The sequence below is a fragment of the Halomonas korlensis genome (assembly GCF_900116705.1).
Lineage (GTDB): Bacteria > Pseudomonadota > Gammaproteobacteria > Pseudomonadales > Halomonadaceae > Halomonas > Halomonas korlensis.
Genome location: NZ_FPBP01000014.1, coordinates 82,455 through 98,665, shown reverse-complemented (window position 1 = coordinate 98,665; position 16,211 = coordinate 82,455). Strand labels below are relative to the sequence as shown.

The 16,211-nt window shown below is 61.7% G+C and carries 12 protein-coding genes, 4 tRNA genes and 1 rRNA gene; all 17 read left to right on the top strand.

What is annotated here, in order from left to right; all coding sequences use genetic code 11:
- Nucleotides 1–139: 139 nt before the first annotated feature.
- The 17 genes from rrf (at nucleotide 140) to rpsG (ending at nucleotide 16,124) form a co-directional block, all read left to right on the top strand.
- Nucleotides 140–255 (top strand): 5S ribosomal RNA (gene rrf, locus BM341_RS16530).
- A gap of 158 nt (nucleotides 256–413) precedes the next feature.
- Complete coding sequence (locus tag BM341_RS16525; protein WP_089797158.1) at nucleotides 414–1,397, top strand: biotin--[acetyl-CoA-carboxylase] ligase; 984 nt, start codon at nucleotides 414–416, stop codon at nucleotides 1,395–1,397.
- The gene (locus tag BM341_RS16520; RefSeq protein ID WP_089797157.1) at nucleotides 1,394–2,233 is read left to right on the top strand and encodes a type III pantothenate kinase; all 840 of its coding nucleotides are present in this window, start codon (nucleotides 1,394–1,396) and stop codon (nucleotides 2,231–2,233) included. Before BM341_RS16525 ends, BM341_RS16520 begins: the two co-directional genes overlap by 4 nt.
- 122 nt (nucleotides 2,234–2,355) lie before the next feature.
- A tRNA-Tyr gene (locus tag BM341_RS16515) sits at nucleotides 2,356–2,439 on the top strand.
- Between the two features lie 47 nt (nucleotides 2,440–2,486).
- Nucleotides 2,487–2,560: transfer RNA gene (locus BM341_RS16510), tRNA-Gly, on the top strand.
- 46 nt (nucleotides 2,561–2,606) lie between these two features.
- Nucleotides 2,607–2,681, top strand: a tRNA-Thr gene (locus BM341_RS16505).
- Nucleotides 2,682–2,828: 147 nt separating this feature from the next.
- Nucleotides 2,829–2,904, top strand: a tRNA-Trp gene (locus BM341_RS16500).
- A gap of 72 nt (nucleotides 2,905–2,976) precedes the next feature.
- Entirely contained in the window at nucleotides 2,977–3,345 is a 369-nt protein-coding gene (gene secE / locus BM341_RS16495) for a preprotein translocase subunit SecE (RefSeq protein WP_089797156.1), read from the top strand.
- Nucleotides 3,346–3,353: 8 nt separating this feature from the next.
- The gene (nusG, locus tag BM341_RS16490; protein WP_089797155.1) at nucleotides 3,354–3,887 is read left to right on the top strand and encodes a transcription termination/antitermination protein NusG; all 534 of its coding nucleotides are present in this window, start codon (nucleotides 3,354–3,356) and stop codon (nucleotides 3,885–3,887) included.
- 89 nt (nucleotides 3,888–3,976) lie between these two features.
- Complete coding sequence (rplK, locus tag BM341_RS16485; RefSeq protein WP_089797154.1) at nucleotides 3,977–4,408, top strand: 50S ribosomal protein L11; 432 nt, start codon at nucleotides 3,977–3,979, stop codon at nucleotides 4,406–4,408.
- 2 nt (nucleotides 4,409–4,410) lie between these two features.
- A complete protein-coding gene (gene rplA / locus BM341_RS16480) occupies nucleotides 4,411–5,103 on the top strand; it encodes a 50S ribosomal protein L1 (RefSeq protein ID WP_089797153.1) in 693 nt (230 codons plus the stop codon).
- 307 nt (nucleotides 5,104–5,410) lie between these two features.
- Nucleotides 5,411–5,914: a 50S ribosomal protein L10 gene (rplJ, locus tag BM341_RS16475; protein ID WP_089797152.1), complete on the top strand. Its 504-nt coding sequence runs from the start codon at nucleotides 5,411–5,413 to the stop codon at nucleotides 5,912–5,914.
- 90 nt (nucleotides 5,915–6,004) lie between these two features.
- Nucleotides 6,005–6,376 (top strand): 50S ribosomal protein L7/L12, encoded by a 372-nt coding sequence (gene rplL, locus BM341_RS16470; RefSeq protein ID WP_089797151.1) that lies wholly within the window; start codon nucleotides 6,005–6,007, stop codon nucleotides 6,374–6,376.
- A 232-nt stretch (nucleotides 6,377–6,608) separates the two neighbouring features.
- Nucleotides 6,609–10,688, top strand: a complete 4,080-nt coding sequence (gene rpoB / locus BM341_RS16465; RefSeq protein WP_089797150.1) for a DNA-directed RNA polymerase subunit beta — start codon at nucleotides 6,609–6,611, stop codon at nucleotides 10,686–10,688.
- A gap of 81 nt (nucleotides 10,689–10,769) precedes the next feature.
- A complete protein-coding gene (rpoC, locus tag BM341_RS16460) occupies nucleotides 10,770–14,987 on the top strand; it encodes a DNA-directed RNA polymerase subunit beta' (RefSeq protein WP_089797149.1) in 4,218 nt (1,405 codons plus the stop codon).
- A 156-nt stretch (nucleotides 14,988–15,143) separates the two neighbouring features.
- Nucleotides 15,144–15,518: a 30S ribosomal protein S12 gene (gene rpsL / locus BM341_RS16455; protein WP_089797148.1), complete on the top strand. Its 375-nt coding sequence runs from the start codon at nucleotides 15,144–15,146 to the stop codon at nucleotides 15,516–15,518.
- 135 nt (nucleotides 15,519–15,653) lie between these two features.
- On the top strand, nucleotides 15,654–16,124 hold the full coding sequence (gene rpsG, locus BM341_RS16450) for a 30S ribosomal protein S7 (RefSeq protein WP_089797147.1): 471 nt from the start codon (nucleotides 15,654–15,656) through the stop codon (nucleotides 16,122–16,124).
- The last annotated feature ends 87 nt before the right edge of the window (nucleotides 16,125–16,211 follow it).

Here is a 16,211-nt window from a genome sequence, read left to right as displayed (position 1 = left end):
ACGGTGTGGACGCGCCGCAAGGCGTTGAGCTAACGTGTACTAATGGCCCGTGAGGCTTGACCATATAACACCCAAGGGGTCTGCGACCCGCGCGCCGGAACGCCCGGCGTATCACGCCAGCATGATTCACCGCTTTTCGCCTGACGACCACAGCGTGCGGGAACCACCTGATCCCTTGCCGAACTCAGCAGTGAAACCGCTCAGCGCCGATGGTAGTGTGGGGTCTCCCCATGCGAGAGTAGGTCATCGTCAGGCACCCTATCCCGACCCCCGCGCCCACAAGGCGCGGGGGTCTGCGTGTGCATGGAAGGAAAGTGATGTGCTCGGATTCTATCGGGCTTCTCTAAATGGTTCATTTCCGGTGCTGGCATCGTTCAGCTAGAATATGGGCTTTTCCGGTCTGGGGCATGCGCATGACCATCGGTGACTTGATTCGTCTGCTGAGTGATGGGAACTTCCATTCCGGCCAACAGCTAGGCGAACACCTCGGGGTCTCTCGGGCTGCCGTCTGGAAACAGTTAAAAAAGCTCGAGGCGCTGGGCATCCCCATGGAGACGGTAAAGGGCCAGGGGTATCGCCTGGCACAGCCACTCGAGTTGCTCGACGGCAGTCAGATAGTTTCGGCTCTGTCGCGACAGGCCCGTCGGCAACTGGTGCAGCTCTTTGTAGAAGAGACGCTGCCTTCGACCAACGCTTATCTCCGCGAACGTTTCGAACAGGGCGCCGGGCATGGCGAAGTCTGTCTAGTGGAGCAGCAGAGTGCCGGGCGTGGCCGTCGCGGGCGTGTCTGGACAACTCCCTGGGGACGAACGCTGATGTTCTCGGTGGGCTGGCGATTCGAGACAGGTGTCGCGGCCCTGGAGGGGTTGAGCCTGGCCATTGGTGTTGTCGTCGCACAGGTGCTCGAGCGTCATGGGGCACGAGCCTTGCTCAAGTGGCCCAATGATGTGCTGTTGGCCTCCCCGGGAGGTGAGTGGGGCAAGCTTGCCGGTATTCTGGTGGAGATCAGTGGTGACGCCGCCGGGCCCTGTGAGGCCGTTGTCGGAGTGGGGATCAACGTTGACTTGCCTGCTGAATTCCGTATTGGATTCGATCAACCCGTCGCGGCTGTGCATGACCAGGCACCTGGGCTCACACGTAATATCCTGGCGGTGGAGCTGTTGGAAAGGTTATTGCCGCTGATGGCCGAGTTTGAGCATCAGGGGTTCGGTTACTGGCAGGAGGAGTGGAACGCTCGCCATGCGTTTGCCGGGCACCAGGTTGATATTCTCAGGGGCAACGAGCGTGAAACGGGCATCGCGGAAAGTGTTGATGCCGCAGGCAATCTTTGGGTGCGCCAGGGAGATCTGCGTCGCCGACTCGTAGGAGGAGAGGTTAGCGTGCGTGGACGCTCATGATACTGGATCTCGACATCGGCAATACGCTATCGAAATGGCGATTGAAGGATGCCGACAGCAGTGAGATCCGTTCTCGTGGAGCTGTCTGGACACGTGAAGAGTGGCGCCCTGGGTCGGATATCCCCGATCTGGATGTGGTGGAGGCGGTGCGTATTTCCAGCGTGGCGCGTCGTGCCGTGCTTGAGGAAACCGTAAGCCTGCTGCGTAGGCAAGTCGGTGTGGTTCACGTTGCCCGCTCGACACCCGAAGCGCTAGGTGTCGTCAATGGTTATGAGGAGCCGGCCCGGTTAGGTGTCGATCGCTGGTTGGGGACCTTGGCCAGCTATCAGCTGGCAGGGGGCTGTTGCAGCGTTGATTGTGGCAGCGCCATTACCATCGATTTCGTGCTGCCCGGCGGGCGCCACTTAGGCGGCTACATCTTGCCTGGCCTGCGGTTGATGAAAGAGAGTCTTCAGCTAGGGACCCGTAACGTCGCCATCGACCCCGACAGCGAAGCGGAAGAGCTGTTGCTGCCGGGAAAGCGCACGGTTGAGGCGGTTAACCATGGCATCTATATGGCGGCCGTGAGCGCCGTCAATCGCATCTACAGTGAAGTCTGTGATCGCGAGGACGTTGCCTTGCCGATGCTGCTCACGGGGGGCGACGCGCGGGTAGTCTCGCGAGGCATTCAGGTGCCCCATGCCGTATGGCCGGACATGGTTTACGGAGGGCTCGAGGCCTGTTTTCCCCTGACAGCGGCAGAGCGCGCCGGCAAGATGTCGGGTGCGCCGCGTATCCCCCCACCGGTTTCGCTGGAAAAGATCCGCGCAGCGCTTGCATTCTCCATGCTGCTTTGACAAAATGCGCCGCGTTCCGAGGTGATGGGATTGAGCCGGGCTCATGACTTTCATATGGCAAGAAGCTTTGTGAAACAGCAACTTGACATCGGAAGAGAAGGTGGTAGAGTGCATGGCCATCTGGAGGGGTTCCCGAGTGGCCAAAGGGAGCAGACTGTAAATCTGCCGCGAAAGCTTCGAAGGTTCGAATCCTTCCCCCTCCACCAGATTGCGTCGTCGCCCGAGTTGTCGGGTGTGCAAGTAGAGTGGGCATGCGGGCATAGTTTAATGGTAGAACCTCAGCCTTCCAAGCTGATGATGCGGGTTCGATTCCCGCTGCCCGCTCCATCTGTGGCATTGCAATATTTGTAATGTGACGTGTGCAGCAAGTTGCGCTCATGTAGCTCAGGGGTAGAGCACACCCTTGGTAAGGGTGAGGTCGACGGTTCAAATCCGTCCATGAGCTCCATATCGAGAAGGCGAGCCTGGCTCGCCTTTTCTTTTTCTCGTCGGCTCATGTGGGGCCGTGGAGGGGTTGCCAGGCGGTGCTGTATTCGCTATCATGGCGCCCGCTGTCGCGAAGGCCACTCGCAAGGAATGGTTGCAAGGCAGATACAGGCCAGTAGCTCAATTGGCAGAGCAGCGGTCTCCAAAACCGCAGGTTGGGGGTTCGATTCCCTCCTGGCCTGCCAGTCTTCCCCAGGCTGGCGGGTTCTCATATACTTTCACGTTTCGATTGCTGCGCCCTGAGGAGTCTCGTTTTCATGAAGCATAACGCCGAGGTGCAGGAGTCGCGCCACGACGGGCTCAAATGGGCGGCTGTCGTCACGCTGCTGGTTCTCGCCGTGGTCGGCAATACGTATTTCGCCGAGCAAGCGATCATTTATCGCGTGCTGGGTGTGGTAGTCGTAAGCATTGCGGCTGCCGCGGTGGCGCTGACGACCACCAAGGGGCGTGAGCTCACCGAGTTGGCCAGAAGCGCCAAGAAGGAAATTCAGCGTGTTGTGTGGCCGACGCGTCCCGAAACCATACAGACGACCGCTATCGTGCTGGTCGCCGTGCTGGTTGTCGGTCTGATGCTGTGGCTGATCGACACCCTACTTGGCTGGGCGATGTCCGGCGTCATTGGTTAGGAGCTTCCATGTCCAAGCGTTGGTATGTCGTTCACGCTTACTCCGGCTTCGAGAAGCATGTAATGCGCTCGTTGATCGAGCGCGTGAAGATGTTTGGCATGGAGGATCGCTTCGGCGAAATCCTCGTGCCGACCGAAGAAGTCGTCGAGATGCGCGACGGCAAGCGTCGCAAGAGTGAAAGAAAATTTTATCCCGGCTACGTACTGGTCGAGATGGAAATGGATGATGGCACCTGGCACCTGGTCAACGAGACGCCCCGCGTGATGGGCTTCATCGGTGGCACGAAGGAGAAGCCAGCGCCGATCAGCCAGAAAGAGGCAGATGCCATCCTGCGTCGCGTCAAGGACGGGACAGAGAAGCCTCGTCCCAAGACGCTTTTCGAACCCGGCCAGGCGGTGCGCGTGGTCGATGGTCCGTTCGCCGACTTCAACGGCGTGGTGGAAGAGGTCAACTATGACAAGAGTCGGGTGCAGGTCAGCGTGCTGATCTTTGGACGCTCCACTCCTGTCGAGCTGGAATTTGCGCAGGTCGAGAAAGAGTAAACGCTCGGTCTGGCGCCAGAAGGGCGGTCACACGGTCGATCGCATAACCCGGGGAGCCGCGAGGCGCTACTACCCAACTGGAGTTCAACATGGCCAAGAAAGTACAGGCTTACATCAAGCTGCAGGTAGCAGCTGGTAAGGCCAATCCGAGTCCCCCCGTGGGCCCTGCGCTGGGTCAGCACGGCGTCAATATCATGGAGTTCTGCAAGTCGTTCAATGCGGCGACTCAGGACATCGAGCCGGGCCTGCCGACGCCCGTTGTCATCACGGTCTACTCCGACCGCAGCTTCACCTTCGTCACCAAGACCCCGCCGGCGGCTGTGCTGCTTAAAAAGGCGGCCGGCATCAAGTCCGGCTCCGGTGAGCCGAACAAGAAGAAGGTCGGCACCGTGACCCGCGAGCAGCTCGAGGAGATCGCCAAGACCAAGGAGCCGGATATGACGGCCAGTGACCTCGACGCTGCTGTGCGTACTATTGCCGGTAGTGCCCGCAGCATGGGCCTGAATGTGGAGGGTCTCTGATCATGGCCAAGCTTAGCAAGCGTGCACAGCAGATTAGCGAAAAAGTCGACACGAACAAGGCTTATTCCCTGGAAGAGGCCGTGGCCCTGCTTTCCGAGCTGTCCACCGTCAAGTTCAAGGAGTCGCTGGACGTCGCCATCAATCTTGGCGTTGATCCGCGCAAATCCGACCAGGTCGTGCGTGGCGCCACCGTCATGCCCAACGGTACTGGCAAGGATGTGCGGGTTGCCGTCTTCACCCAGGGCGCCAATGCCGACGCCGCCAAGGAAGCCGGTGCCGACCTCGTCGGTATGGAAGATCTGGCCGAGCAGGTAAAGAAGGGCGTCATGGACTTTGATGTCGTCGTCGCCTCGCCGGACGCCATGCGCGTTGTCGGTCAGCTGGGCCAGATTCTGGGGCCACGTGGCCTGATGCCGAACCCCAAGGTCGGCACGGTCACGCCGGACGTCGCCACTGCCGTGAGAAATGCCAAGGCCGGTCAGGTGCGTTTCCGTACCGACAAGAATGGCATCATTCACACGACGCTGGGCAAGGTCGATTTCGACGCTGCCGCAATCCAAGGCAACCTGGAAGCGCTGGTCGCCGACCTCAAGAAGCTCAAGCCGAGCACGTCCAAGGGCATCTATCTAAAGAAGATAACCCTGTCCAGCACCATGGGCCCGGGTCTTACCGTCGACCATTCCGCGCTGGTCTGAATACAGGCGCGAGGTGGGTCGTGATGGCTCCCAAGAGCCATCGAGAAAGTTGCAGTAACTTTGCGGTTCCCGCTCCGGCAATCGTCACTTGCTGGCGGGGCGCCGTCAAAGACCGCAGGTGCCGCCTCTCGTCGTGGGGGTGGCTTAATCTTCCTCCCAGGAAGCCTGCGCAGATGGTGTGGCCGCCAGTTCTCTGGTGAGCACCATCACCCAGGACTCCCGGCCCGCAGCATGCTCGCGTGGCCTGGGAGAGATGGTAACCACCGGAGCTCTCATTGCGAGGTTCCGGCACGAAGGAGTGACCACTGTGCCCCTAGCACTCGAAGGCAAGAAGGCAATCGTTGCCGAGGTCAGTGAAGCGGCCAAGGATGCGCTCTCCGTCGTCGTTGCCGATTCTCGTGGCGTTGCGGTCAGTGCAATGACCGACCTGCGCAAGCAGGCCCGCGAGAATGGCGTGCAGATCCGTGTTGTCCGCAACACCCTGGCACGTCGCGCCCTGTCCGGAACTCCCTGGGAGATTCTGGATGAGACCTTCTCGGGTCCGACCATGCTGGCCTTTTCCTATGATCATCCGGGCGCTGCTGCCCGTCTGTTCAAGGAATTTGGTAAGCAGCAGAAGGATTTCGAAGTCAAGGCGCTGGCCTACGAAGGCGAGCTGATCCCGGCTGCCGATCTTGATCGTCTGGCAACCTTGCCGACCTACGATGAGGCGATCGCCAAGCTGATGTCCGTCATGAAAGAAGCCTCGGCAGGCAAGCTGGTTCGTACCCTCGCGGCGCTGCGTGATCAAAAGCAGGAAGAGGCCGCCTGATCGGCGAACTCATTCTCGCAGCCCGAATCGAAGACTGAATCCTCGAGCCACCGCTTGATCGGGGCTCCCGCAAAGTTAGGAACTGTGACAATGGCACTGACCAAAGAAGATATCATCAACGCTGTCGCCGACATGTCCGTGATGGAAGTCGCCGAGTTGATCGAAGCAATGGAAGAGAAGTTTGGCGTGTCCGCTGCAGCGGCCGTCGTGGCCGGTGGCGGTGGCGGCGAAGCCGCTGCCGAAGAAGAGCAGACCGAGTTCGATGTCGTGCTGACCGCTGCCGGCGACAAGAAGGTCAACGTGATCAAGGCCGTTCGCGAGATTACTGGCCTGGGCCTCAAGGAAGCCAAGGGCGCCGTCGATGGTGCACCGGCTACCATCAAGGAAGGGCTGTCCAAGGACGACGCCGAAGAGGCCAAGAAGAAGCTGGAAGACGCCGGCGCGAGCGTGGAGCTCAAGTAACTCTTGTGCCCATGGCTTCACGCGCTGCGTAAGCTTCCAGGGCTGGTGGCGGGACACCCGCTGCCGGCCTTTTTCTGTTGTCACTGGCCTTTGCATGTGCAGAGCTGCCAGCCGAATTCCGAAGGCGAGCGACCCGACGTGGCGCTTGCCTTCATCGCCTGACGGAGCCGCTCCCGTCGGGTGGCGCCGACCACGCATCGGTCACCCATGGTGAACAAGCTGGGGAATACAGATGGCTTACTCATACACTGAGAAAAAACGCATCCGCAAGGATTTCGGCAAACTGCCCCAAGTGATGGATGTGCCTTACCTGCTGGCCATCCAGCTTGATTCCTACTACGACTTTCTCCAGCAGGACCGCTCCCCGGAGGAGCGTCTGGAAGTCGGCCTGCATGCGGCCTTCAAGTCCGTATTCCCGATCGAGAGCTTCTCCGGCAACGCGGCTCTCGAGTATGTCAGCTACCGCTTCGGCACGCCGGCCTTCGACGTCAAGGAGTGCCAGCTGCGCGGTGTCACCTATTCGGCTCCATTGCGCGTCAAGGTCCGCCTGATCATCTACGACAAGGAGTCGTCGAACAAGGCCATCAAGGACATCAAGGAGCAGGAAGTCTACATGGGGGAAATCCCCCTGATGACCGAGAACGGCACCTTCGTCGTCAATGGTACTGAGCGTGTCATCGTCTCCCAGCTTCACCGCTCACCGGGTGTGTTCTTCGATCACGACAAGGGCAAGAGTCACTCGTCCGGTAAGCTTTTGTATTCCGCGCGAGTCATACCTTACCGCGGCTCCTGGCTGGACTTCGAGTTCGACCCCAAGGACAGCGTCTTCGTGCGTATCGACCGGCGCCGCAAGCTGCCGGCCACGGTGCTGATGCGCGCCCTGGGCATGAGCGCCGAGGAAGTGCTCGACGAGTTCTTCGCGACCAGCACCTTCCACATCGAGAAGTCCGGCTTCTCCGTGGAACTGGTGCCGTCGCGCCTGCGCGGCGAAACCGCTACCTTCGATATCAAGGATGCCGACGGCACCATGATCGTCGAGGAAGGCCGTCGTATCACCCAGAAGCACATTCGCCAGCTCGAGAAAGTCGGGCTGGAGCGTCTTGATGTGCCTATGGAGTACCTGTTCGGCAAGATCCTGGCCAAGGATCAGGTTGATCCCAATACCGGCGAGCTGATCTGTCCCTGCAACACCGAGATCACGCCGGATCTGCTGGAGAAGCTCGGCCAGGCCGGGATTTCTACGCTCGAGACCCTTTACACCAACGATCTCGACTGTGGTCCGTTCATCTCCGATACCTTGAAGCTCGACACCACCGGGTCGCAGCTCGAGGCGCTGGTCGAGATCTATCGCATGATGCGTCCTGGCGAGCCGCCCACCAAGGAGGCCGCCGAGACCCTGTTCAACAACCTGTTCTTCAGCGAGGACCGCTACGATCTCTCGGGCGTCGGTCGCATGAAGTTCAATCGTCGGCTGCGTCGCGACAGCGATACCGGCTCGGGCATCCTCGACCGTCGCGACATCCTCGACGTGCTCAAGGAGTTGATCAACATCCGCAACGGCTTCGGCGACGTGGATGATATCGATCACCTGGGCAACCGTCGTATCCGCTGCGTGGGCGAGATGGCCGAGAACCAGTTCCGCGTGGGCCTGGTGCGCGTCGAGCGTGCGGTCAAGGAGCGCCTCTCGATGGCCGAGAGCGAGGGCCTGATGCCGCAGGACCTGATCAATGCCAAGCCGGTCGCGGCGGCAGTCAAGGAGTTCTTCGGTTCCAGCCAGCTCTCGCAGTTCATGGACCAGAACAACCCGCTCTCCGAGGTGACTCACAAGCGGCGTATCTCGGCGCTCGGGCCGGGTGGCCTGACCCGCGAGCGTGCCGGTTTCGAGGTGCGCGACGTTCACGCCACGCACTATGGTCGTCTGTGCCCCATCGAGACGCCGGAAGGCCCCAACATCGGCCTGATCAACTCGCTGGCGACCTACAGCCACACCAACAGCTACGGCTTCCTCGAGACGCCGTACCGCAAGGTGGTGAATCGTCAGGTCACCGACGATGTGGTGCATCTGTCGGCGATCGAGGAGGGTGACTTCATCATTGCCCAGGCCTCGGCCACCGTGGATGAATCCAACAAGCTGGTCGACGACCTGGTGCAGGTGCGCCACAAGGGCGAGACCACCTTCATGCGTCCCGAGCAGGTGACGTTGATGGACGTGTCGCCGCGCCAGGTGGTGTCCGTGGCCGCGGCACTGATTCCGTTCCTCGAGCATGACGATGCCAACCGCGCCCTGATGGGCTCGAACATGCAGCGTCAGGCCGTGCCGACCCTGCGTGCCGAGAAGCCGCTGGTGGGCACCGGCATGGAGCGCTTCGTGGCGCGCGACTCGGGTGTGTGTGCCGTGGCGCGGCGCGGCGGGCTGATCGACTCCGTCGATGCCCGGCGCATCGTGGTGCGCATCAATGAGGACGAGATCATCGGTGGCGAGGCCGGGGTCGATATCTACAACCTCACCAAGTACACCCGTTCCAACCAGAACACCTGCATGAACCAGCGGCCGATCGTGCGTCCCGGCGACACCGTCGCGCGCGGCGATATCCTGGCCGACGGTCCGTCCGTCGACATGGGCGACCTCGCGCTGGGTCAGAACATGCGCATCGCCTTCATGCCCTGGAACGGCTACAACTTCGAGGACTCGATCCTGCTCTCGGAGCGTGCGGTTCAGGAAGATCGTTTCACCACGATCCATATCCAGGAACTGACCTGTGTGTGCCGCGACACCAAGCTGGGCTCCGAGGAGATCACCTCGGATATTCCCAACGTCGGCGAGTCGGCCCTGGCCAAGCTGGACGAGGCCGGGGTGGTCTACATCGGTGCAGAGGTCGGGCCGGGCGACATCCTGGTCGGCAAGGTCACGCCCAAGGGCGAGACCCAGCTGACGCCGGAAGAGAAGCTGCTGCGTGCCATCTTCGGCGAGAAGGCCAGCGACGTGAAGGACACCTCGCTGCGCGCGCCGACCGGCATGAAGGGCACCGTCATCGACGTGCAGGTCTTCACCCGCGACGGCGTGGAGAAGGATTCACGCGCGCTGTCCATCGAGCAGATGCAGCTCGACGAGGTGCGCAAGGACCTTCAGGAAACCTATCGCATCGCCGAGGATGCCACCTTCGAGCGCCTCAAGCGCACCCTCAATGGCCAGGCCGTCAATGGCGGGCCGAAGCTCAAGAAGGGCGACGTGCTCTCCGAGAGCTACCTTGAGGAACTGCCGCGCCAGCAGTGGTTCAAGCTGCGCCTGCAGGACGAGACGCTCAACGAGCTCCTGGCGCAGTCCGACGAGCAGCTCGAGAATCGCCGCAAGGAGATGGACGAGCGCTTCGAGGACAAGAAGCGCAAGCTCACCCAGGGCGATGATCTCGCGCCGGGCGTGCTGAAGATCGTCAAGGTCTACATGGCGGTGAAGCGTCGTCTGGAACCGGGCGACAAGATGGCCGGTCGCCACGGCAACAAGGGCGTCATCTCGGCGATCATGCCCATCGAGGACATGCCGTTCGACGACAACGGCGAGCCGATCGACGTGGTACTCAACCCGTTGGGCGTGCCGTCACGGATGAACGTCGGGCAGATTCTCGAGACGCACCTTGGCATGGCCGCGCGCGGTCTCGGCGTGAAGATCGAGCATATGCTGCGCGAAGCCCGCGACCAGCAGGTCGGTCAGATACGCGAGTTCCTGGGCGAGGTCTACAACTCGACCTCCGGCACCCGCGTCGAGGATCTGGATTCGTTGAGCGATGACGAGATCATCACGTTGGCAAAGAACCTGAAAGCCGGTGTGCCGATGTCGACGCCGGTCTTCGACGGGGCCAAGGAAGGCGAGATCAAGCATCTGCTGAAACTCGCCGACCTGCCTGAGTCCGGTCAGATGACCCTCTATGACGGGCGTAGCGGCGATGCCTTCGATCGTCCGGTGACCGTCGGCTACATGTACATGCTCAAGCTGAACCACCTGGTGAATGACAAGATGCACGCGCGTTCCACCGGCTCCTACTCGCTGGTCACTCAGCAGCCCCTCGGCGGCAAGGCGCAGTTCGGCGGCCAGCGCTTCGGGGAGATGGAGGTCTGGGCCCTGGAAGCCTATGGCGCCGCCTACACCCTCCAGGAAATGCTCACCGTCAAGTCCGATGACGTGGAGGGTCGCACCAAGATGTACAAGAACATCGTGGACGGCGACCACGCCATGCAGGCGGGCATGCCGGAATCCTTCAACGTATTGGTGAAGGAAATCCGCTCGCTGGGTATCGACATCGAGCTGGAGAGCTGAGGCGACCGACGCTTCGCAGAATGACGGTCCGCGGGGGCTCGGTTGCCCCCGCCCATGACAACTCCGCAACGGAGCCGACCTATGAAAGATTTGGTGAAAGTCCTCAAATCGCAGTCACAGTCCGACGAATTTGACGCGATCAAGATTACCCTGGCGTCGCCGGACATGATTCGGTCCTGGTCCTTCGGCGAGGTCAAGAAGCCGGAAACCATCAACTACCGGACCTTCAAGCCGGAACGCGACGGCTTGTTCTGCGCCAAGGTCTTCGGCCCGGTGAAGGACTACGAGTGTCTGTGCGGCAAGTACAAGCGCATGAAGCATCGCGGCATCATCTGCGAGAAGTGTGGCGTCGAGGTGACCAAGGCCGCGGTACGCCGCGAGCGCATGGGACACATCGAACTGGCAAGCCCGGTCGCCCACATCTGGTTCCTGAAATCGCTGCCCTCGCGCATCGGCATGTTCCTCGACATGACCCTGCGCGATATCGAACGCGTGCTGTACTTCGAGAGCTTCGTGGTCATCGACCCGGGCATGACCACGCTTGAGCGTGGCCAGCTGCTCAACGATGAGCAGTATTTCGAGGCGCTCGAGGAGTTCGGCGACGACTTCGACGCGCGGATGGGCGCCGAGGCCGTCCAGGCCTTGCTCAAGGATATCGATCTCGAGGAGGAGATCGATCGGCTGCGCGAAGAGATTCCGCAGACCAACTCCGAGACCAAGATCAAGAAGCTCTCCAAGCGCTTGAAGCTGCTGGAGGCGTTCTACGGCTCCGGCAACAATCCCGCCTGGATGGTCATGGAAGTGCTGCCGGTGCTGCCGCCGGACCTGCGTCCGCTGGTGCCGCTGGACGGAGGTCGCTTCGCGACCTCCGACCTCAACGACCTGTATCGCCGGGTGATCAACCGCAACAACCGCCTGAAGCGGCTGCTCGATCTCAATGCGCCCGACATCATCGTGCGCAACGAGAAGCGCATGCTGCAGGAGGCGGTGGACGCGCTGTTGGACAACGGCCGTCGCGGCCGCGCCATCACCGGCTCCAACAAGCGCCCGCTCAAGTCGCTGGCCGACATGATCAAGGGCAAGCAGGGGCGCTTCCGTCAGAACCTGCTGGGCAAGCGCGTCGATTACTCGGGCCGCTCGGTGATCACCGTGGGTCCGACGCTGCGTCTGCACCAGTGCGGCCTGCCCAAGAAGATGGCGCTCGAGCTGTTCAAGCCGTTCATCTACTCCAAGCTGCAGCTGCTGGGGCACGCCTCGACGATCAAGGCCGCGAAGAAGATGGTCGAGCGCGAGCTGCCGGAAGTCTGGGATATCCTCGCCGACGTCATTCGCGAGCACCCGGTGCTGCTTAACCGTGCGCCGACGCTGCACCGCCTGGGCATCCAGGCCTTTGAGCCGTTGTTGATCGAAGGCAAGGCAATCCAGCTGCACCCGCTGGTGTGTGCCGCCTACAACGCCGACTTCGACGGTGACCAGATGGCGGTCCACGTACCGCTGACCCTGGAAGCCCAGCTCGAAGCCCGCGCGTTGATGATGGCCACCAATAACGTGCTGTCGCCCAGCAACGGTGAGCCGATCATCGTGCCGTCCCAGGACGTGGTGCTGGGCCTGTACTACATGACGCGCGAGCGCATCAACGACAAGGGCGAAGGTATGATCTTCGCCAACCTCGATGAAGTCGACCGCGCCTTCGGTACCCAGAGCGTCTCGCTGCACGCCCGCATCAAGGTGCGGTTGACCGAGGTGGAATTCGACGAGGAGACCGGCGAAAGGCGTGAACAACGGCGCCTGTTCGACACCACCGTGGGTCGCGCGCTGCTGTCGCGCATCCTGCCCGAGGGCGTGCCCTTCGAGCTGGTCGACAAGCCGATGAAGAAGAAGGCCATCTCGCACCTGCTCAACGAGGTGTATCGTCGCGCCGGCCTCAAGCCGACGGTGATCTTCGCCGACCAGTTGATGTACACCGGTTTTCGCCTGGCGACCTGGTCCGGGGTCTCCATCGGGGTCAACGACTTCGTCATCCCCGAAAGCAAGTACGCCAGCGTGCAGGCCGCGGAAGACGAGGTGAAGGAGATCGAGGATCAGTTCTCCTCGGGTCTCGTGACCGCCGGCGAGAAGTACAACAAGGTGATCGACATCTGGTCCAAGGCTAACGACAAGGTGGCCAAGGCGATGATGGCGGGCATCTCACGCGAAACCGTGGTCGATCGTGAAGGCAATGAGGTCGAGCAGGATTCCTTCAACAGCGTGTTTATCATGGCCGACTCCGGTGCTCGGGGTAGCCCCGCACAGATTCGCCAGTTGGCGGGTATGCGTGGCCTGATGGCCAAGCCGGATGGCTCGATCATCGAGACCCCGATCGTCGCCAACTTCCGTGAAGGTCTGAACGTCCTTCAGTACTTCATCTCGACGCACGGCGCGCGGAAGGGCCTGGCGGATACGGCACTCAAGACCGCCAACTCCGGTTACCTGACCCGTCGTCTGGTCGACGTGGCGCAGGACATGGTGATCACCGAGTCGGATTGCGGCACCGAGCGCGGCCTGACCGTCCATCCGGTCATCGAGGGTGGCGATATCATCGTCTCCCTGGCCCAGCGAGTGCTGGGGCGTGTGGTGGCGCAGGACGTCATCGACCCCGCCACCGATGAGGTGCTGATCCCGCGTGACACCATGCTGGACGAGGCGTGGTGTGCCCAGCTCGACACCATGGGGGTGGACGAGATCGTGGTGCGCAGCGCCATCACCTGCCAGACCTCGCATGGCGTTTGTGCTTATTGTTATGGGCGCGACCTGGCGCGTGGCCATCAGGTCAACATCGGCGAGTCCGTGGGCGTCATCGCCGCCCAGTCGATCGGTGAGCCGGGCACCCAGCTGACCATGCGGACCTTCCACATCGGTGGTGCCGCGTCGCGTGCCTCCGCCGTGGACAGCGTCCAGGCCAAGCACGGCGGCAAGGTACGCTTGCATAACATCAAGCACGTCGAGCGTGCCGACGGCAAGCTGGTCGTGGTCTCGCGCTCCAGCGCCGTGGCGGTGGCCGACGATCATGGCCGCGAGCGTGAGTACTACAAGCTGCCTTATGGCGCCGAGCTGTCGATCAAGGACGGCGATACGGTCGACGCTGGCCAGGCCATGGCCAAGTGGGACCCGCACACCCACCCGATCATCGCCGAGGCGGAAGGTCAGGTGCAGTATGCCGACATGGACGAAGGCCTGACGATCCACCGCAGCGTGGACGAGATGACCGGCTTGTCGTCCATCGAGGTGATCGAAGCGGCAGCACGGCCCATTACCGGTCGTGACAAGCGCCCGATGATCCTGTTGACCGACGATGCCGGTAAGCCGGTAACGCTTTCCGGCACCGAGACCCCGGTACAGTACCTGTTGCCGGGCAAGGCGATCGTCACCGCTGACAATGGCTCGAGAATCGGGGTTGGCGAAGTGGTGGCGCGGATTCCGGTGGAGGCGTCCGGCAACAAGGACATCACCGGCGGTCTGCCGCGAGTGGCCGACCTCTTCGAGGCCCGCAAGCCCAAGGAGCCGGCGATCCTCGCCGAGATCGGTGGCGTGATCAGCTTCGGCAAGGAAACCAAGGGCAAGCGCCGTCTGACGATCACGCCCCAGGACGGCGACCCGTTCGAGATGCTGATTCCCAAGTGGCGTCAGATCGCTGTCTTCGAAGGCGAGAGCGTCGAGAAGGGCGAAGTGATCTCCGACGGTCCGAGCAACCCGCACGATATCCTGCGTCTGCTGGGTACGGCGGAGCTGGCCAAGTACATCACCGTGGAGGTCCAGGATGTCTATCGCCTGCAGGGCGTGGGCATCAACGACAAGCACATCGAGGTGATCGTGCGGCAAATGCTGCGCAAGGTCGAGATCACCGATGCCGGCGACAGCGACTTCATCACCGGCGACCAGGTCGAGCTGGTGCGTGTGCTCGAGCAGAACGCCCGCCTGGAGAAGGAAGAGAAATTCCCGGCGAAATACCAGCGCCTGCTGCTGGGCATCACCAAGGCCAGCCTGGCCACCGAGTCGTTCATCTCCGCGGCCTCCTTCCAGGAGACAACCCGCGTGTTGACCGAGGCCGCGGTGACCGGCAAGCGCGATTACCTGCGGGGTCTGAAGGAGAACGTGGTGGTAGGCCGCCTGATCCCGGCCGGTACCGGTCTGACCCACCATGCGGAGCGTCGTCGCAGGCGTGAAGATGCCGAGCGGTTGCTTCACCCCTCGGCTCAAGAGGTCGAGCAGGAGCTGGGCGCTCAGCTCACGGCGCTCGATTCCGACGAAGACGAGATCTGAGGTTGTCGGTCGCAAGTCCGTCGTCCCGCGGCAATGGGGCGACGGGCTTGACGGCGGCCAGCCTCAGCCATTAGAATGCGCAGCCTTTAACAGTGGGGTGGGTACGCCCGCGCCCGCTGTAACGGCAAGGCAACCCATTGGAGTCAGCGACACAACATGGCAACGATCAATCAGCTCGTGCGCAAGCCGCGCAAGCGCCCCGTCAGCAAGAGTGACGTGCCGGCGCTTCAGGCCTGCCCGCAGAAGCGCGGCGTTTGCACCCGCGTTTATACGACTACCCCGAAGAAGCCCAACTCGGCCCTGCGCAAGGTTTGCCGCGTGCGCCTGACCAACGGCTTCGAGGTGTCTTCCTACATCGGCGGTGAAGGTCACAATCTTCAGGAGCACTCCGTGGTCCTGATTCGCGGCGGCCGCGTCAAGGACCTTCCCGGTGTGCGTTATCACACCGTGCGTGGCGCTCTGGATACCTCCGGCGTGCAGAACCGCAAGCAGGGCCGTTCCAAGTACGGCACCAAGCGCCCGAAGGTTTAACGCCAGGACGCGACTTGGCTGGCCTTTCGGTCGGCCTGACAGAAACATGGCATCGGTCTGATAAGAGTAAGGTCGAGCACTGCCTACGGCAATCGTCTCGGGTTTACCTGAAGGACCCTTTACAGAGGGCTTATCATGCCTAGAAGAAGAGTAGCAGCGAAGCGCGAGATCCTTCCGGATCCCAAGTTCGGAAGTGAGCGTCTCGCCAAGTTCATGAACCACCTGATGTACGGCGGCAAGAAATCCGTTGCCGAGCGGATCGTCTATGGTGCGCTGGACAGGGTTGCCGAGCGTAGCAAGGAAGAGCCGCTGGAGATCTTCGAGAAAGCGCTGGAAGCTATCCAGCCCATGGTTGAGGTGAAGTCCCGCCGCGTTGGTGGTGCGACCTATCAGGTGCCGGTGGAAGTCCGTCCCTCGCGTCGTCATGCACTGGCCATGCGCTGGCTGGTGGATGCGGCACGTCGCCGTGGCGAGAAGACAATGGTATTGCGTCTGGCGGGTGAGATGCTGGACGCCGCCGAAGGTAAGGGCTCGGCCGTCAAGAAGCGTGAAGACGTGCATCGTATGGCAGAAGCCAACAAGGCCTTCTCTCACTATCGCTTCTAAGTGCTTGGTTTCTGAGCATGCCGCTGCGCAGGGTATGACGCGCGACGGCGCAGATTCAAGGCACATCGCCAACTAACGGGGAGTTAC